Raw genomic sequence first — 16,165 nt, forward strand, 5'->3', positions numbered from 1 at the left:
GGTGCGGATTCCCCCCACGGGATCCGGCCGGGCGTCTGTGGGACAGCGCCTGAATCGCTGTGTGCCGGCACGGGGCCGGCGGTGAGCAGAACGAGCAGAACCCGTCATGCCGCGGTGGTGCTCGTGCTGCGGTCGGTGCGGTGCGATCTGCCGGGACCCGTACGGATCGGGAGGGCCGCTCAAAGCTCCCCGCTGTACGCGCCCCGGCGACGCAATTTCCGGGAACGTCCCCCAAGACATCCCCAGATGTCAGTCACGCCCCCCAAGACGCTTCTGACATCGCCAACTTAGACTCACGAACCCCTTCGATGGTTACGTTCACATCACTGTGATCTGTGTCTCTTGCATATGTCCTGAAGATAGGCAAGAGCCCCGATACGGGAATCGAGGTCCCAGCGTAAGGAAGATGCGCGAGCCTTGTGAAGAGCTTATGTGAGGCTGCCGTTGGACTCTAGGGGGACTCTTAACTCCGTCGTCACGAGAATGCCCGGAGCCGAAGGCTGTTCGTCACCACGAACACCGAGGAGAAGGCCATCGCGGCCCCCGCGATCATCGGGTTCAGCAGCCCGGCGGCGGCCAGCGGCAGTGCCGCCACGTTGTAGCCGAACGCCCAGACCAGGTTCCCCCTGATCGTCGACAGGGTCCTGCGCGCCAGCCGGATCGCGTCCGCGGCCACCCGCAGGTCCCCGCGCACCAGCGTCAGATCGCTCGCCTCGATCGCCGCGTCGGTTCCCGTGCCCATGGCGAGCCCCAGGTCGGCGGTGGCGAGCGCCGCCGCGTCGTTGACCCCGTCGCCCACCATCGCGACGCTGCGCCCCTCGGCCCGGAGCCGCTCGACGACGGCCACCTTCTCCTCGGGCAGCACCTCGGCGAACACGTCGGCGGCGTCGATGCCGACCGCCCGCGCGACGGCCTCGGCGACCGCGCGGTTGTCCCCGGTCAGCAGGACCGGTGTGAGCCCGAGGGCCCGCAGGTCGCGTACGGCCTCGGCGCTGGTCTCCTTGATCGTGTCGGCGACGGTCAGGACCCCCACGGCCCTGCCGTCCAGGGCGACCACGACGGCCGTGCGCCCCTCCGCCTCGGCGGCTTCCTTCGCGCGCGCCAGCGTGTCCGGGAGCGGATCGGGGAACCGGCCCACGGTGACCTCGTGGCCGTCCACCCGGCCGCGCACCCCGCGACCGGGCACGTTCGCGAAATGCTCGGGCGCCGGAAGGCCACCGACGCGCCGAACCGCGCCTGCCGCGACGGCGCGGGCGACGGGATGCTCGGAGGCGTGCTCCAGGGCTCCGGCGAGCCGCAGGACGTCCTCCTCGGTCGTGCCCGCGGCGACGTACACCTCCTGGAGGCTCATGCGTCCGGTCGTCACCGTGCCGGTCTTGTCCAGGACGACGGTGTCGACGCGGCGGGTGGACTCCAGGACCTCGGGTCCCTTGATGAGGATGCCCAGCTGGGCTCCCCGGCCGGTGCCGACCATCAGGGCGGTCGGGGTGGCCAGGCCCAGCGCGCAGGGACAGGCGATGATCAGCACCGCGACGGCGGCGGTGAACGCGGCGGCCGTGTCGCCGGTGACGGCGATCCATGCCGCGAAGGTGCCGAGCGCGATGAGCAGCACCACGGGCACGAAGACCCCGGAGATCCGGTCGGCGAGCCGCTGCACCTCCGCCTTGCCGTTCTGCGCGTCCTCCACCAGCCGGGCCATCCGCGCGAGCTGTGTGTCGGCGCCGATCCGGGTGGCCTCGACGACGAGCCGGCCTCCTGCGTTCACGGTCGCGCCGGTGACGGCGGCGCCGACGGTCACGTCCACGGGCACGGACTCGCCGGTCAGCATGGAGGCGTCGACGGCCGACACGCCCTCGACCACCGTGCCGTCGGTGGCGATCTTCTCGCCGGGCCGCACGACGAAACGGTCGCCCACGGCCAGCCGTGCCACCGGGATCCGGACCTCGCGGCCGTCCCGCAGGACGGCCACGTCCCGGGCGCCGAGCTCCATCAGGGCCCGCAGCGCCGCTCCGGCGCGCCGCTTGGAACGGGCCTCCAGGTAGCGGCCGAGCAGGATGAAGGCGACGACGCCGGAGGCGACCTCCAGGTAGAGCGTGGAGGCACTGTCCGTACGGGAGACGGTGAAGGAGAAGCTGTCCCGCATCCCGGGCATGCCCGCGTCGCCGAAGAACAGTGCCCACAGGGACCAGCCGAACGCGGCGAGGGTGCCGACCGAGACCAGGGTGTCCATGGTGGCGGCGCCGTGCCGGGCGTTCGTCAGGGCGGCCCGGTGGAAGGGCAGTCCGCCCCAGACCACGACGGGCGAGGCGAGCGTCAGCGCGAGCCACTGCCAGTTCTCGAACTGCAGCGGCGGGACCATCGACATCAGCACGACGGGCAGCGCGAGCAGCGCGGAGACGGTCAGCCGCCGGCGCAGGGCGGCCGTCTCGGGGTCCTCGTCGGCGGTGGGCGGCGCGGTCTCCTCGGGAGCCGGTGGCGGGGGCTCCTCGGCGGTGTAGCCGGTCTTCACGACGGTGGCGATCAGATCGGCGACCTGTACCCCGAGCGGGTACGTGACGCGGGCCTTCTCCGTCGCGTAGTTGACGGTGGCGGTCACGCCGTCCATGCGGTTGAGCTTCTTCTCCACGCGCGCGGCGCAGGAGGCGCAGGTCATCCCGCCGATGGAGAGCTCGACCTGTGAGGTCGCGGTCCCGTCGGCGGCTATCTCGGGTGGTGCGGTGGACATCGTCCGGCTCCCGGAATCAGCCGGTCCGTGCGGAGGCAGTATCAGCTGGTCGGCACGGCCCGGTGCGGAGGGAAAGGTGCGGCCGCTCAGGCCCGGTCGGCGAGCTCGAAGCCGGCCTCGTCGACCGCGGCGCGGACGGCGGCCTCGTCGAGCGCGCCCTCGGAGACGACGGTGACCTCGCCGGTCGCCGCGACGGCCTTCACCGAGCTGACGCCGGGGATCTCGGAGATCTCGCTGCTGACGGCGCCTTCGCAGTGTCCGCAGCTCATGCCGCTCACCTGGTAGACGGTGGTGACGGAACCCGGGGTGTCGGTCTGCGCGGTCATGGCGTGACTCCTCGTCGAGGCGTGTGCTGCGTACGGGTACGAAGGGGGACTCCGGGTGCCCAGGGTTCCCTCCGACTGTCACCAGACTATACCCCTAGGGGGTATGAATCCAACCGACGTCGGTGAGGGGCGGGCCTGTCGGTCGCCGGGTGATTTGTCCGCACCCTATGGCAGATGCCGGGGAGGCCGCCGCCGTGACGGTGGGCGCGCTGGCGACGAAGCGGGCGCCGCGGGGCCTCAGCGGCCGTCGGCGGCTCCGCCCCCGAGCAGCGGTTCCAGATAGCGGTACATGACCGTCTTCAGCTCGGCGACGTACGCGTCCCGCTCGGCGCCCTCGTGGGCCATGATCAGCGTGAGGCCGGCCTTGAAGAGCATGAGCGTCATGTTCGCGGTGCGGCTGCGCTCCTCGGCCGGGCTGTCCGGCAGGCGGGCCGCGATCAGATCCTCCACCCGGGTGAGGATCGCGCCGTGCAGGGTGCTGATCTCCTCGACGATCCGCCCCGGGGTGTCGGGGGCGTGCATCAGGATCCCGAAGGCGGGGTTCTCCACGTTGAACGCGATCAGCGGGTCGAGCACCGCGTCGAGCATCCGGTCGAGCGGGAGGCCGGTGTTCTCGGCGGTCAGCGCCTGCCCGTGGGAGGTGGCCCAGTGCTCCAGCAACTGGTCGCTGAGGCCGACCGCGATGGCTTCCTTGTTCGGGAAGAACTGGTAGAGCGTGCCGGGTGAGACGCCCGCCTCGCGCGCGATCGCGTTGGTGCTCGCCCCCGTGTAACCGGACCGGCAGAACACCGAGGCCGCCGCCTCCAGGAGCTGGGCGATCCGGCGTTCCCCGCGCGCCTGACGGCGGCGCGGCTTCTCCTCGGCGCGCTCCTGCGGCGCCGGCGACTCCTCGGTCTGCTGATTCTCGGGCACGGGTTATCCCCAGCTTCTCGGGACGCGATTGACAAACACGAGCGCTCGCTCGCATTCTTGAAAAACGCGAGCGATGACTCGTGTTTGCCGATTCTATGGCAATGGGCGACCCATGCTGCCTGCACGGAAGCGGGCCCTCGGGGTCACGGTGAAGGGGACACCGCATCATGTCCGAAGTCAACAGCGCGGGTGACGGGCCCGGGGCGGGCCCCGACCAGGGGAAGAGCGAGCCCGCGGACCGGGGCGGCAGCGCCGCTCCGCCCCCGGCCGAGGGCGGGGACGCGGACGGTCGCGGCACCGGCGCGCGGCTCGGCGGCTGGACCCGGTTCGTCACCGCGCGGCCCCGCCTCTCCCTGCTCGTCGCCCTGCTGCTGACCGCGCTCGCCGTGGTCGCCGGCAGCGGCGTCGCCGACCGGCTCGGCAGCGGAGGCTGGGAGGACCCGACCGCCGAGTCGACGTACGCGACGAAGGCGCTGGAGCGGGAGTTCCCCGCCTCGCAGCCCAACCTGCTGCTCCTGCTCCGCGCGGGCGGCTCCTCGGTGGACGACCCCGCCGTCGCCGCCGAGGCGAAGCGCGTCACCGCGCGGCTGGCCGCCGAGCCGGGCGTCACCGGCGTCGGGTCGTACTGGCAGTCCGGTTCCCCCGCCCTGAAGTCCCGGGACGGTCACGAGGCGCTGATCGCCGCCCGGATCACGGGCGACGAGACGGCGGCCGCCGACACCCTGGACCGCCTCGCCCCCTCCTACCGCGGCAGGAGCGGACCCGTCGAGGTCGAGATCGGCGGCCCGGTCGCCGTGCGGCACGAGATGCAGACGACCATCCGCGAGGACCTGACCCGGGCCGAGCTGATCGCCCTGCCGGTGACCCTCCTGCTGCTGGTGATGGTCTTCGGCAGCGCGATCGCGGCCCTGCTGCCGCTCGGCGTCGGCATCTTCGCGATCCTCGGCACCAACGCCGTGCTCCGCGGACTCACCGAGGTCACGGACGTCTCCGTCTTCGCGATGAACCTGACGACGGCCCTCGGCCTCGGCCTCGCCATCGACTACGCCCTGTTCATCGTCCGCCGGTTCCGCGAGGAGCTGGCCACCGGCGCCGCACCGCGCGCCGCCGTCGGCACCACGCTGCGCACCGCGGGCCGCACCGTGCTCTTCTCCTCCCTCACCGTCGCGGTGTCACTGGCCGCGATGCTGCTCTTCCCGCAGTACTTCCTGCGCTCCTTCGCCTACGCCGGCATCGCCGTGGTGCTGCTGGCCGCCGGCGCCGCCCTGATCCTGCTCCCGGCCGCCCTCGTCCTCCTCGGCCACCGGGTCAACTCCCTGGACCTGCGGCGCCTGTTCCGGCGCGGCGCGCCCCGGGCCGCCGAGGGCGGGGCCGCCTGGGGCCGGACGGCCTCCCTGGTGATGCGCAGGGCGCCGCTGTTCGTCGTGGCCACCACCGCCGGCCTCATCGTCCTCGGACTGCCCTTCCTGGGCGTCACGTTCGGCACGGCCGACGACCGCCAGCTGCCCTCGACGGCCGAGTCCCATGTCGTCCAGCAGCACATCCGCGACGGCTTCCCGGGCAGCCCTGGAGGCGGCCTGGAGGTCCTGGCCGAGGGCCCGGCCACCGCCACCCAGTACGCCGAGTACGGCAAACGGATCGCCGCCCTGCCCGGGGTCCAGCGGGTGGACGGACCCCTGGTGAAGGGGGACGCGGCCTACTTCACGGTGCTGCCCAAGGGCGAGGCGGTGGACGAGGGCGCCCAGCGGCTGGTGGGTGAACTGCGCGCCACGCACGCCCCGTTCACCACGGCGGTGACCGGCACGGCCGCCGTCCTCGTCGACTCCAAGGACGCGATAGGCGACCGGCTCCCCTGGGCCGCCGGGTTCATCGCGATCGTCACCCTGCTCCTGGTGTTCCTGCTGACCGGCAGCGTCCTGATCCCCGTACAGGCGGTGCTGCTCAACGCGCTCAGCCTGACGGCGATGTTCGGCGCGGTGGTCTGGGTCTTCCAGGACGGGCACCTCTCCGGCCTCCTCGACTTCACCAGCTCCGGTTCCATCGAGACGACGCTCCCGGTCCTGATGTTCTGCGTCGCCTTCGGCCTCTCCATGGACTACGGCGTGTTCCTCCTCTCCCGCATCAAGGAGGAGTACGACCACACCGGCGACCACCAGGAGGCCGTCCGCTTCGGGCTCCAGCGGACCGGCGGGCTGATCACCGCCGCCGCCGTCATCCTCGCCGTGGTCATGGTCGCCATCGGCACCTCCCGGGTGGCCAACACCAAGATGCTCGGCCTGGGCATCGCGCTCGCCGTCCTGATGGACGCGATGGTCGTCCGCAGCCTGCTGGTCCCGGCGGTCATGCGCCTCACCGGCCGCGCCACCTGGTGGGCGCCCGGACCGCTGCGCCGCTTCCACGACCGGTTCGGCCTGAGCGAGGGGGAGGCGCCCGCGGCGGTGACGGCGCCGGCGGCCGAGCCCGCGGGGGAACCGGAGCCCGACCGGGATCCGGTGGAGGCGCGCTGAGCAGCCCTTAGGGTTCCCCGCGGAAGGTCGTCTCCGGAGAAGGGCGGGACCCATGCGGGCAGTGGTGTTCGAGCGGTACGGGGAACCGGCCGAGGTCCGGGAGGTCCCGGACCCGCGGCCGACGGAGCACGGAGTGGTGGTGCGGGTCGGGGCCACCGGCCTGTGCCGGAGTGACTGGCACGGTTGGATGGGCCACGACCCGGACATCGCGCTGCCGCACGTCCCGGGCCACGAACTCGCCGGCGTCGTCGAGGCGGTGGGGTCCCGGGTGACCGGGACGCGCGCCGGCGACCGGGTCACCGTCCCGTTCGTCTGCGCCTGCGGGAGCTGCCCCGCCTGTGCGGCGGGCGACCAGCAGGTGTGCGAGCGGCAGACCCAGCCGGGGTTCACGCACTGGGGTTCCTTCGCCGAGTACGTGGCGCTGGACCACGCCGACGTGAACCTCGTCGCGGTCCCGGAGGAGATGTCCTTCGGGACGGCCGCGTCGCTGGGCTGCCGGTTCGCCACCGCGTTCCGCGCGGTCGCCGTCCAGGGCCGGGTGCGCGCGGGGGAGTGGGTCGCGGTGCACGGGTGCGGTGGCGTCGGCCTGTCGGCGGTGATGATCGCGGCGGCGTCCGGGGCGCGGGTCGTGGCCGTCGACGTGTCCCCGGCGGCGCTCGGTCTGGCACGGAAGTTCGGGGCGGCGGAGTGCGTGGACGCCTCCGCCGTCGCGGACCCGGCGGAGGCGGTGCGCGACCTGACCGCCGGCGGCGCCCACCTGTCGCTGGACGCCCTCGGGTCGCCCGCCACCTGCGCCGCCTCGGTGAACGGACTGCGCCGCCGCGGACGCCATGTCCAGGTCGGCCTGCTGCCCTCGCCGACCGGCGTCACCCCCGTCCCGATGGCCCGGGTGATCGGCCTGGAGCTCGAACTTCTCGGCAGCCACGGCATGGCGGCCCACGCCTACCCCGCGATGCTGGAGCTGGTGCGCGCCGGAGTCCTGCGGCCCGACCTCCTGGTGACCTCCACCATCGCCCTGGACGCGGCCCCGGCCGCGCTGGCGGCCATGGGGTCGGCGCCGGGCTCGGGTGTGACGGTCATCGAGCCGTGGGGCCGAGGCTGACCCGGCCCGCGCGGCCGCGGAGCCGAGGGCGCGGGCCGGCCGTCAGACCGCGGGTGGGCCGGGGCGGCCGCGGTGGGCGGCCCATTCGTGGGCCAGGACCGACATCCGTACCGCGTCGATCCACTCCCCGTCGTGCAGCAGCGTCTGGCGCTCGACCCCCTCGGCCACGAAGCCGGCCTTCTCGTAGGCGCGCCGGGCCCGGGGATTGAAGGTGAAGACCTGCAACGAGACCCGATGCAGGCCCAGTTGCTCGAAGGCGTGGCCCACGATCAGCCGGGTGGCCTCGGTGCCGAGCCCGCGGTCACGGCCGCGCGGACCGACGAGGATACGGAACGTGCAGTTGCGGTTGTGCTCGTCCCACTCGAACAGGACGGCCTCGCCGACCAGTTCACCGGTGGCGCGGTCCACCACGCCGAGGTCCATCCGGTCCGGCTGATCGGAGCGGGTGCCGTACCACTGGCGCAGCCGCTCCGCCCCGAACTCCGCGACGGGGCTGCCGGTGAGCCGCAGGACGTCCGGGTCGCGCAGGATCTCCGCCATCACCGGGACGTCGTCCGCGGTGAACGGGCGCAGCACGGTCCTCTCACCGGTGAGGACGGGTTTCTCGGAGAAGCTCATCGGTGGATCATCGACGGACGCGCGGCGGTGCGGCAATCGAATTAGGCGCCGGCCGGAGCGGCGGGCCGGCGAGGGACCGGACGTGCGCCGGCCCGGTGCCCCGGCGGAAGCGGGGCGCCGGGCCGGCGGCGGTCAGTCGGTTCTGCGTCCCCGGTTTCCCGGGCGGGAGGCGACCCAGGCGCGGACCGTGTCCGCGTACCAGTAGGGCTTCCCGCTCTCGACGTGGTCCGGCGGAGGGAGCAGCCCGTGCTTGCGGTACGAACGCACCGTGTCCGGCTGCACCTTGATGTGCGCGGCGATCTCCTTGTACGACCAGAGTCTGGGGTCGGTCATGCGGGGCACCTCCCTGCGCGCGCCGCGGCGGCGGCCTGGGGCGGCCGGCGGGGGAGCCGGGGCGCTGCGCTGGTGATCACAAAGCCTGTGCCCCTTGAACGACACGGAGTGAGCGCCGGGCAGCGGCTGTCGACCGGGTGTGACGCAAGACCCGCGTACACGCGACATCTGTGACACGGAGGTGGCATTTGTGACACGGGTGACGCATTTGCCCCGTGTGGCCCCGCATGCCCTCGGCCCCGCATGCCCTCAGGTCCTCCGGCCCCGGGCCGTCCGGCTCCGTGCGCCGCGGCGCCCTCAGGCCCCGGCGCCCTCAAGCCCCGGCGTCCCCCCGGCTCTCAGACCCCGCAGGACCTCAGGAACGCTCGGGTGCGCCGGGCGATCGGCAGGGGCTTGTCCGGCGGGCACGGGTACATGTCCTGCTCAACGATCGCGAAGAGGTCGACGCCGAGCTGCTGCGCGGCGGCCAGCACGGGTTCCAGCGCCGGTACGCCCGACGGCGGTTCGCACATCACGCCGCGCGCGACCGCGGGCCCGAACGGCAGCTCCTCGGCGCGCACCGAGGCCAGCACCAGCGGGTCCACCTGCTTGAGGTGGAGGTAGCCGATGCGTTCCCCGTACGTCTCGATGAGCTTGACGCTGTCGCCGCCGCAGTAGGCGTAGTGACCGGTGTCGAGGCACAGGGAGACCAGCGAGGAGTCGGTCGCGTCGAGGAAGCGGGTGACGTTCTCCTCGCTGTCGATGTGCGTGTCCGCGTGCGGGTGGACGACGATCCGCAGCCCGAAGCGCTCCCGCACCTCGTGGGCGAGCCGCTCGGTCTGCGCGGTGAGACTGCGCCACTGCGTCGGCGTCAGCGTGCTGTCCTCCAGCACGGCGCCGGTCTTGTCGTCGCGCCAGAACGCCGGGATGACGACCAGGTGCTTCGCGCCCATCGCCTGGGTCAGCGCGGCGATGTCCGCGACGTGCTCCCAGGTCGCGTCCCAGACCTCGGGCCCCCGGTGCAGCCCGGTGAACACCGTCCCCGCCGACACGGTGAGCCCGCGCCGGGCCGTCTCCTCGCGAAGGACGGCGGGGTCGGTGGGCAGATAGCCGTAGGGGCCCAGCTCGATCCACTCGTACCCGGAGCCGGAGACCTCGTCGAGGAAGCGCTGCCAGGGCACCTGCCGCGGGTCGTCGGGGAACCAGACGCCCCAGGAGTCGGGAGCCGAACCGATCCGGATGCGCGACAGTGAGGACGGAGGCGACGACTCCGGCGTCGGCTGGGGCTCGGGCCGCGGCGATGACTGAGGTGACAACGACGTCATGGGCGCCAGCTTCCGGCCGCTCCGAAGAGGTGTCAAGAGCGTCGTCCGAATGTCCGGACAAAACGTTGACAGGGCTCCCCGCGCGGGGCTAGACCTGGGGACAGCCGGAGGGAAGGGAACGGGATGGCGTACGAGCTGATCACCATGGGGCGGATCGGGGTGGACCTCTATCCCCTGCAGGCGGGGGTGCCGCTGGCCCGGGTGACGTCCTTCGGCAAGTTCCTCGGCGGCTCGGCGACGAACGTCGCGGTGGCCGCCGCGCGACTCGGACGGCGTACGGCCGTCATCACCCGGACGGGTGATGATCCCTTCGGTGTCTACCTCCACGACGCGCTGCGCGGTTTCGGCGTCGACGACCGCTGGGTCACCGCGGTCCCCGGACTGCCGACCCCCGTCACCTTCTGCGAGATCTTCCCGCCGGACGACTTCCCGCTGTACTTCTACCGGCTGCCCAAGGCCCCCGACCTGGAGATCGACGCGCACGAACTCGACCTCGAAGCCGTGCGCGACGCCCGGGTCTTCTGGGTCACCGGCACCGGGCTGTGCGCGGAGCCCAGCCGCACGGCCACCCTCGCGGCGCTGGCCCACCGCGCCCGGTCCGGCACGACCGTCTTCGACCTCGACTGGCGCCCCATGTTCTGGCAGGACCCCGCGTCCGCCCGCCCCTTCTACAAAGAGGCCCTGCGCCACACCACCGTCGCCGTCGGGAACGTGGACGAGGTCGAGATCGCCACCGGGGAGCGCGACCCGCACGCCGCCGCAGCGGCCCTCCTGGACGCCGGTGTCGAACTCGCGGTGGTCAAGCAGGGCCCCAAGGGCGTGCTCGCCGTCCACCGCGACGGCACCTCCGCCGAGGTCCCGCCCCTGCCCGTCGAGGTCCTCAACGGCCTCGGCGCGGGAGACGCGTTCGGCGGCTCCCTCTGCCACGGGCTGCTCGCCGACTGGGACCTGGAGCGGATCATGCGGCACGCCAACGCGGCGGGCGCCATCGTCGCCTCCCGCCTGGAGTGCTCCTCCGCGATGCCGACCGCGCACGAGGTCGAGGACGCGCTCGCCGCCGGAGCGGTGCGGTGAGGGCGGGCCACGTCGGGGGCGCGCACCAGGAACAGGGCGGCGACGCGGGCCCGTCGGCCGGCCACGGCGCCCCGCCCACGGCCTACGCGGCGCTCCGCCCGCCGTCCCCCCGTGTCGACGTCGCCCGCCTCGCGCGCACCCGGGCCCGGCACCCCGAGGCGGTCGCGGAGGCCGCCGCGCGACGGGTGCGCCGACCCCTGCTCGGCGACTCCGGCCGGCTGATGATCGTCGCCGCCGACCACCCGGCGCGTGGCGTGCTCGCCGTCGGTGACCGCACACACGCCATGGCGAGCCGCGCCGACCTGCTGGAGCGGCTCTGCCTCGCGCTCTCCCGCCCCGGCGTCGACGGCGTGCTCGCCACCGCCGACATCCTCGACGACCTGCTGCTGCTCGGCGCACTCGACGACAAGGTGGTCATCGGGTCGATGAACCGGGGCGGCCTCGCCGGCTCGGCCTTCGAACTGGACGACCGGTTCACCGGACACCGCCCCCAGGACATCGAACGGCTCGGCTTCGACGCGGGGAAGCTGCTGCTGCGCATCGACTACGACGACCCGGGATCGCTGCGGACCCTCGAATCGGCCGCCCGCGTGATCGACGCGATGGCGGAACGCCGACTCCCGGTCTTCGTCGAACCGTTCCTCTGCCGTCGCCGGGAGGACGGCACGCTGCGCAACGATCTGAGCGCCGAGGCCGTCACCAAGTCGCTCGCCATCGCCGCCGGACTGGGCGGCAGTTCGGCGTACACCTGGCTCAAGGTCCCCGTGACCGAGAACCCCGACGACATGGCCCGCGTCATGGAGACGTCCACGCTGCCCGCGGTGCTGCTGGGCGGGGAGGTCGGCGACGACCAGGAGGGTGCCTACGAGAAGTGGCGCGGCGCGCTCCAACTCCCCACCGTCCAGGGGCTGGTGGTGGGACGCTCGCTGCTGTACCCGGCGGACGGCGAGGTCGCCGCTGCCGTGGACACCGCCGTGGGACTCCTGTGAGGAGCGCATGAGCGGTCCGGGCGCCGGGCTGCACGTGCCGAGAGGCACCGCCGCCGACGCGCACTACGCGCTCGACATCGACCCCGCGCGGGCCGGCTGGACCCACAGCGCCCTGCGGATCGTGGAACTGGCACCAGGGGGTACCCATACCTTCACCACCGGCGACAGCGAGTGGATCGTGCTCCCGCTCGCCGGTGGCTGCACGGTGCGCACCAAGGACGGCATGGACGAGCAAGAGTTCCATCTCCTGGGCAGAGAGGGCGTGTTCGACGGAGTCACCGACTTCGCGTACGTGCCCCGTGACGCCCTGGCCCACATCGCCTCCGGCGTGGGAGGCCGCTTCGCCCTGGCAGGAGCGAAGTGCGAGCGCAGACTCCCCGCCCGCTACGGCCCCGCGCCGGAGGTTCCCGTCGAGCACCGCGGCAGCGGCGGCTGCGCCCGCCAGGTGCGCAACTTCGCCGCCGCGGACGTCTTCGCGTGCGACCGGCTCATCGCCGTCGAGGTGATCACCCCCGGCGGCAACTGGTCCTCGTACCCGCCGCACAAGCACGACGAGGACGTGCCCGGCGTCGAGTCCCGGCTGGAGGAGATCTACTACTTCGAGATCGAGGGCCCGAACGGTTTCGGCTATCAGCGCGTATTCCCTTCCCGTGAGGGCGGTTCGGACGTCCTCGCCGAGGTCCGCACCGGCGATGCCGTCCTCGTCCCCGACGGATGGCACGGTCCGTCCGTCGCCCAGCCCGGCCACGCCATGTACTACCTGAACGTCATGGCCGGGCCGGGCCGGGACAGGCAGTGGCGGATCCGCTTCCACCCCGGACACGAAGAGAGCACAGGGGGATACCGATGACCTCGACGACGAGGCTGACGGTCGCGCAGGCGCTGGTGCGGTTCCTGGCCGCCCAGCACACCGAACGGGACGGCGCGCGACAGCGGTTGATCGGCGCCACCTGGGGCATCTTCGGGCACGGGAACGTCGCCGGGATCGGTCAGGCACTCGTCGAGTACGCGGACGTGATGCCCTACCACCAGGGCCGCAACGAACAGGCCATGGTGCACGCGGCGGTCGGCTACGCCCGGCAGAGCGGCCGGCTCGCCACGCACGCCGTGACCACCTCCATCGGCCCCGGCGCCACCAACCTCGTCACCGGTGCCGCCCTCGCCACGGTCAACCACCTGCCCGTCCTGCTGCTGCCCGGCGACGTCTTCGCCACCCGCCCCGCCGACCCGGTGCTCCAGCAGCTGGAGGTCCCCTTCGCCGGGGACGTGTCCGTCAACGACTGTCTGCGCCCGGTGTCGAGGTACTTCGACCGGATCACCCGCCCCGAGGCGCTGATCCCGGCGGCGCTCCAGGCGATGCGCGTGCTCACCGACCCCGTCGACACGGGCGCGGTCACGCTCGCGCTGCCGCAGGACGTGCAGGCCGAGGCGTACGACTGGCCGGAGGAGTTCTTCGCCGAGCGGACCTGGACCGTGCGGCGCCCGGGTGCCGACCCCGGTGAGCTGGCCGCCGCCGTCGCCGCGGTCCGGGGCGCCCGGCGTCCGCTGATCGTCGCCGGCGGCGGGGTCCACCACAGCCGCGCCGAGGAGGCCCTCGCCGAACTGGCCTCCGCCACCCGCATACCGGTGGCCTCCACCCAGGCGGGCAAGGGTTCGCTGCGCTGGGACCACCCGCAGGACGTCGGCGGCATCGGGCACACCGGCACGGCGACCGCCGACGAGCTGGCCCGCACCGCCGACCTGGTGATCGGCGTCGGCACCCGCTACACCGACTTCACGACCGCCTCGGGCACCCTGTTCGGCGCCACCGGCGTCCGCTTCCTCAACCTCAACATCGCCGCCTACGACGGTCACAAGCTCTCCGGCCTCCCGCTGATCGCCGACGCGCGCGCGGGCCTGGAGGCCCTCACCGGGGCGCTGCTGCCCCACCGGCACCGCGTCGAGCCCGCCTACGTCACCGAGTACACGGACGACAAGGAGCGCTGGGAGTACCGCGTCGACGCGGCCTACGAGGCCGAGGACATCGACATCCGGCCCACCCAGCCACAGGTCCTGGGCGTCCTCGACGAGCTGGTCACCGAGGACGACATCCTGATCAACGCGGCCGGCTCGCTCCCCGGCGACCTGCACAAACTGTGGCGGGCGCGGTCGCGGGACCAGTACCACGTCGAGTACGGGTACTCGTGCATGGGCTACGAGATCCCGGCCGCGATCGGCGTCCGGATGGCGGCCCCCGACCGGCCCGTGTGGGCGCTGGTGGGGGACGGCACGTATCTGATGAATCCGACCGAGATCGTCACCGCCGTCCAGGAGGGCGTCGCCATCAAGGTGGTCGTCCTGCAGAACCACGGGTACGCGTCGATCGGCGGCCTCTCCGCCTCGGTGGGCGCCGAGCGGTACGGCACGGCCTACCGCCACCGCGCTGCGGACCGTACGTTCACCGGGGCGCCGCTGCCGGTCGATCTCGCGGCCAACGCGGCCAGCCTGGGCATGCGGGTTCTGCGCGCGAAGACCGTGCGTGACCTGCGGACCGCCCTCGCCGCGGCGCGCGCCGCGGACACTCCCACTTGTGTCTACGTGGAGACCGAAACGGCAGACACAGTGTCGGGCGCGCCCCCGGCCCAGGCCTGGTGGGATGTACCTGTGGCCGAGACCGCGACCCGATCGTCGGCGGTGGCGGCCCGCGAGGAGTACGACCGGCACGTCGCCGCCCGACGCCGCCATCTGTGAAGGAGTTTTTGGCCATGACGAAGACCGTCGACCACTGGATCGGTGGCAAGCCAGTCGAAGGTGTCTCGGGTACGTACGGGCCGGTCACGGACCCGGCGACCGGGGCCGTGACCACGCGGGTCGCGTTCGCGAGCGTCGACGAGGTCGACGCCGCGGTCGCCGCGGCCAAGGAGGCCTACGCGACCTGGGGCACCTCGTCGCTGGCCAAGCGGACCACGATCCTCTTCAGGTTCCGCGCGCTGCTCGACGCCCACCGCGACGACATCGCCGCGCTGATCACCGCAGAGCACGGCAAGGTCCACTCGGACGCGCTCGGCGAGGTCGCGCGCGGCCTGGAGATCGTCGACCTGGCGTGCGGGATCACCGTGCAGCTGAAGGGTGAGCTGTCGACCGAGGTGGCCTCCCGGGTCGACGTGTCCTCGATCCGCCAGTCGCTCGGCGTCGTGGTGGGCATCACCCCGTTCAACTTCCCGGCCATGGTGCCGATGTGGATGTTCCCGATCGCCATCGCGTGCGGCAACACCTTCGTCCTCAAGCCCTCCGAGAAGGACCCGTCGGCCGCGATGAAGATCGCCGAGCTGCTCGCCGAGGCCGGCCTGCCCGAGGGCGTCTTCAACGTCGTGCACGGTGACAAGACCGCCGTCGACCGCCTCCTGGAGCACCCGGACGTCGCGGCCGTGTCCTTCGTGGGCTCGACGCCGATCGCCCGCCACATCCACACCACCGCCGCCGCGAACCACAAGCGCGTGCAGGCCCTGGGCGGCGCCAAGAACCACATGCTGGTCCTGCCGGACGCCGACCTGGACGCGGCCGCCGACGCCGCCGTCTCCGCCGCCTACGGCTCGGCCGGCGAGCGCTGCATGGCGATCTCCGCGGTCGTGGCGGTCGGCTCCATCGGTGACGAGCTGGTGGCCAAGATCCGCGAGCGCGCCGAGAAGATCAAGATCGGTCCCGGCAACGACCCGGCGTCCGAGATGGGCCCGCTGATCACCGCCGCCCACCGCGACAAGGTCGCCTCGTACGTGACGGGCGCCGCCGCCCAGGGTTCCGAGGTCGTCCTCGACGGCACGGGCTACACCGTGGAGGGCCACGAGGACGGCCACTGGATCGGCCTCTCGCTCCTGGACCGGGTGCCGGTGACGGCGGACGCGTACAAGGACGAGATCTTCGGCCCGGTGCTGTGCGTGCTGCGGGTGGACACCTACGAGGAGGGTGTGGCGCTGATCAACGCGTCCCCCTTCGGCAACGGCACCGCGATCTTCACCCGGGACGGCGGCGCCGCCCGCCGCTTCCAGCTGGAGGTGGAGGCGGGCATGGTCGGCGTGAACGTGCCGATCCCGGTGCCGGTCGGCTACCACTCCTTCGGTGGCTGGAAGGACTCCCTCTTCGGGGACCACCACATCTACGGCAACGACGGCACACACTTCTACACCCGCGGCAAGGTCGTCACCACCCGCTGGCCGGACCCCTCCGAGGCTCCGACAGGCGTCGACCTGGGCTTCCCGCGCAACCACTGAGCCCCACGGAACCCCCCCGATGAAGCCG

General features: G+C 72.7%; 13 protein-coding genes. 7 read left to right on the forward strand and 6 right to left on the reverse strand.

The features are described 5' to 3' along the window. Window positions 1–475: 475 nt before the first annotated feature. From OG406_RS25670 to OG406_RS25680, 3 genes are all read right to left on the reverse strand, one after another. On the reverse strand, window positions 476–2,725 hold the full coding sequence (locus OG406_RS25670; protein ID WP_266848419.1) for a heavy metal translocating P-type ATPase: 2,250 nt from the start codon (window positions 2,723–2,725) through the stop codon (window positions 476–478). An 86-nt stretch (window positions 2,726–2,811) separates the two neighbouring features. Next, window positions 2,812–3,051 (reverse strand): heavy-metal-associated domain-containing protein, encoded by a 240-nt coding sequence (locus OG406_RS25675; RefSeq protein WP_164370583.1) that lies wholly within the window; start codon window positions 3,049–3,051, stop codon window positions 2,812–2,814. 237 nt (window positions 3,052–3,288) lie between these two features. Next, window positions 3,289–3,963, reverse strand: a complete 675-nt coding sequence (locus OG406_RS25680; RefSeq protein ID WP_164370582.1) for a TetR family transcriptional regulator — start codon at window positions 3,961–3,963, stop codon at window positions 3,289–3,291. A 167-nt stretch (window positions 3,964–4,130) separates the two neighbouring features. Here OG406_RS25680 and OG406_RS25685 point away from each other — a divergent pair, with 167 nt between their 5' ends. Continuing rightward, window positions 4,131–6,470, forward strand: a complete 2,340-nt coding sequence (locus OG406_RS25685; RefSeq protein ID WP_329187982.1) for an MMPL family transporter — start codon at window positions 4,131–4,133, stop codon at window positions 6,468–6,470. A gap of 52 nt (window positions 6,471–6,522) precedes the next feature. Further along, window positions 6,523–7,572, forward strand: a complete 1,050-nt coding sequence (locus OG406_RS25690) for a zinc-dependent alcohol dehydrogenase family protein (RefSeq protein WP_329187983.1) — start codon at window positions 6,523–6,525, stop codon at window positions 7,570–7,572. 42 nt (window positions 7,573–7,614) lie between these two features. On the opposite strand, the gene OG406_RS25695 is transcribed toward OG406_RS25690, so the two are convergent. The 3 genes from OG406_RS25695 to OG406_RS25705 form a co-directional block, all read right to left on the reverse strand. Beyond that, window positions 7,615–8,190 (reverse strand): GNAT family N-acetyltransferase, encoded by a 576-nt coding sequence (locus OG406_RS25695; RefSeq protein ID WP_329187985.1) that lies wholly within the window; start codon window positions 8,188–8,190, stop codon window positions 7,615–7,617. Between the two features lie 132 nt (window positions 8,191–8,322). Next, entirely contained in the window at window positions 8,323–8,523 is a 201-nt protein-coding gene (locus OG406_RS25700; RefSeq protein WP_081217364.1) for a helix-turn-helix transcriptional regulator, read from the reverse strand. 338 nt (window positions 8,524–8,861) lie between these two features. Then, window positions 8,862–9,827 carry a sugar phosphate isomerase/epimerase family protein gene (locus OG406_RS25705; protein ID WP_329187986.1) on the reverse strand — a complete coding sequence of 322 codons (966 nt, stop codon included), beginning with the start codon at window positions 9,825–9,827 and terminating at the stop codon, window positions 8,862–8,864. 123 nt (window positions 9,828–9,950) lie between these two features. On the opposite strand from OG406_RS25705, the gene iolC reads away from it, so the two are divergent. From iolC to mmsA, 5 genes are read left to right on the forward strand one after another with little or no spacing between them, the layout of a single operon-like run. Further along, window positions 9,951–10,901 (forward strand): 5-dehydro-2-deoxygluconokinase, encoded by a 951-nt coding sequence (iolC, locus tag OG406_RS25710; protein ID WP_329187987.1) that lies wholly within the window; start codon window positions 9,951–9,953, stop codon window positions 10,899–10,901. Then, window positions 10,898–11,890, forward strand: a complete 993-nt coding sequence (locus OG406_RS25715; protein ID WP_164370576.1) for a Cgl0159 family (beta/alpha)8-fold protein — start codon at window positions 10,898–10,900, stop codon at window positions 11,888–11,890. The genes iolC and OG406_RS25715 overlap by 4 nt, the downstream gene beginning before the upstream one ends. Before the next feature lie 7 nt (window positions 11,891–11,897). Beyond that, window positions 11,898–12,740 (forward strand): 5-deoxy-glucuronate isomerase, encoded by an 843-nt coding sequence (gene iolB, locus OG406_RS25720; RefSeq protein ID WP_164370575.1) that lies wholly within the window; start codon window positions 11,898–11,900, stop codon window positions 12,738–12,740. Next, window positions 12,737–14,620: a 3D-(3,5/4)-trihydroxycyclohexane-1,2-dione acylhydrolase (decyclizing) gene (gene iolD / locus OG406_RS25725; RefSeq protein ID WP_266848430.1), complete on the forward strand. Its 1,884-nt coding sequence runs from the start codon at window positions 12,737–12,739 to the stop codon at window positions 14,618–14,620. The genes iolB and iolD overlap by 4 nt, the downstream gene beginning before the upstream one ends. 14 nt (window positions 14,621–14,634) lie before the next feature. Continuing rightward, window positions 14,635–16,137, forward strand: a complete 1,503-nt coding sequence (gene mmsA, locus OG406_RS25730) for a CoA-acylating methylmalonate-semialdehyde dehydrogenase (RefSeq protein ID WP_267050846.1) — start codon at window positions 14,635–14,637, stop codon at window positions 16,135–16,137. The last annotated feature ends 28 nt before the right edge of the window (window positions 16,138–16,165 follow it).

The sequence above is a fragment of the Streptomyces sp. NBC_01428 genome (genome assembly GCF_036231965.1).
GTDB lineage: Bacteria > Actinomycetota > Actinomycetes > Streptomycetales > Streptomycetaceae > Streptomyces.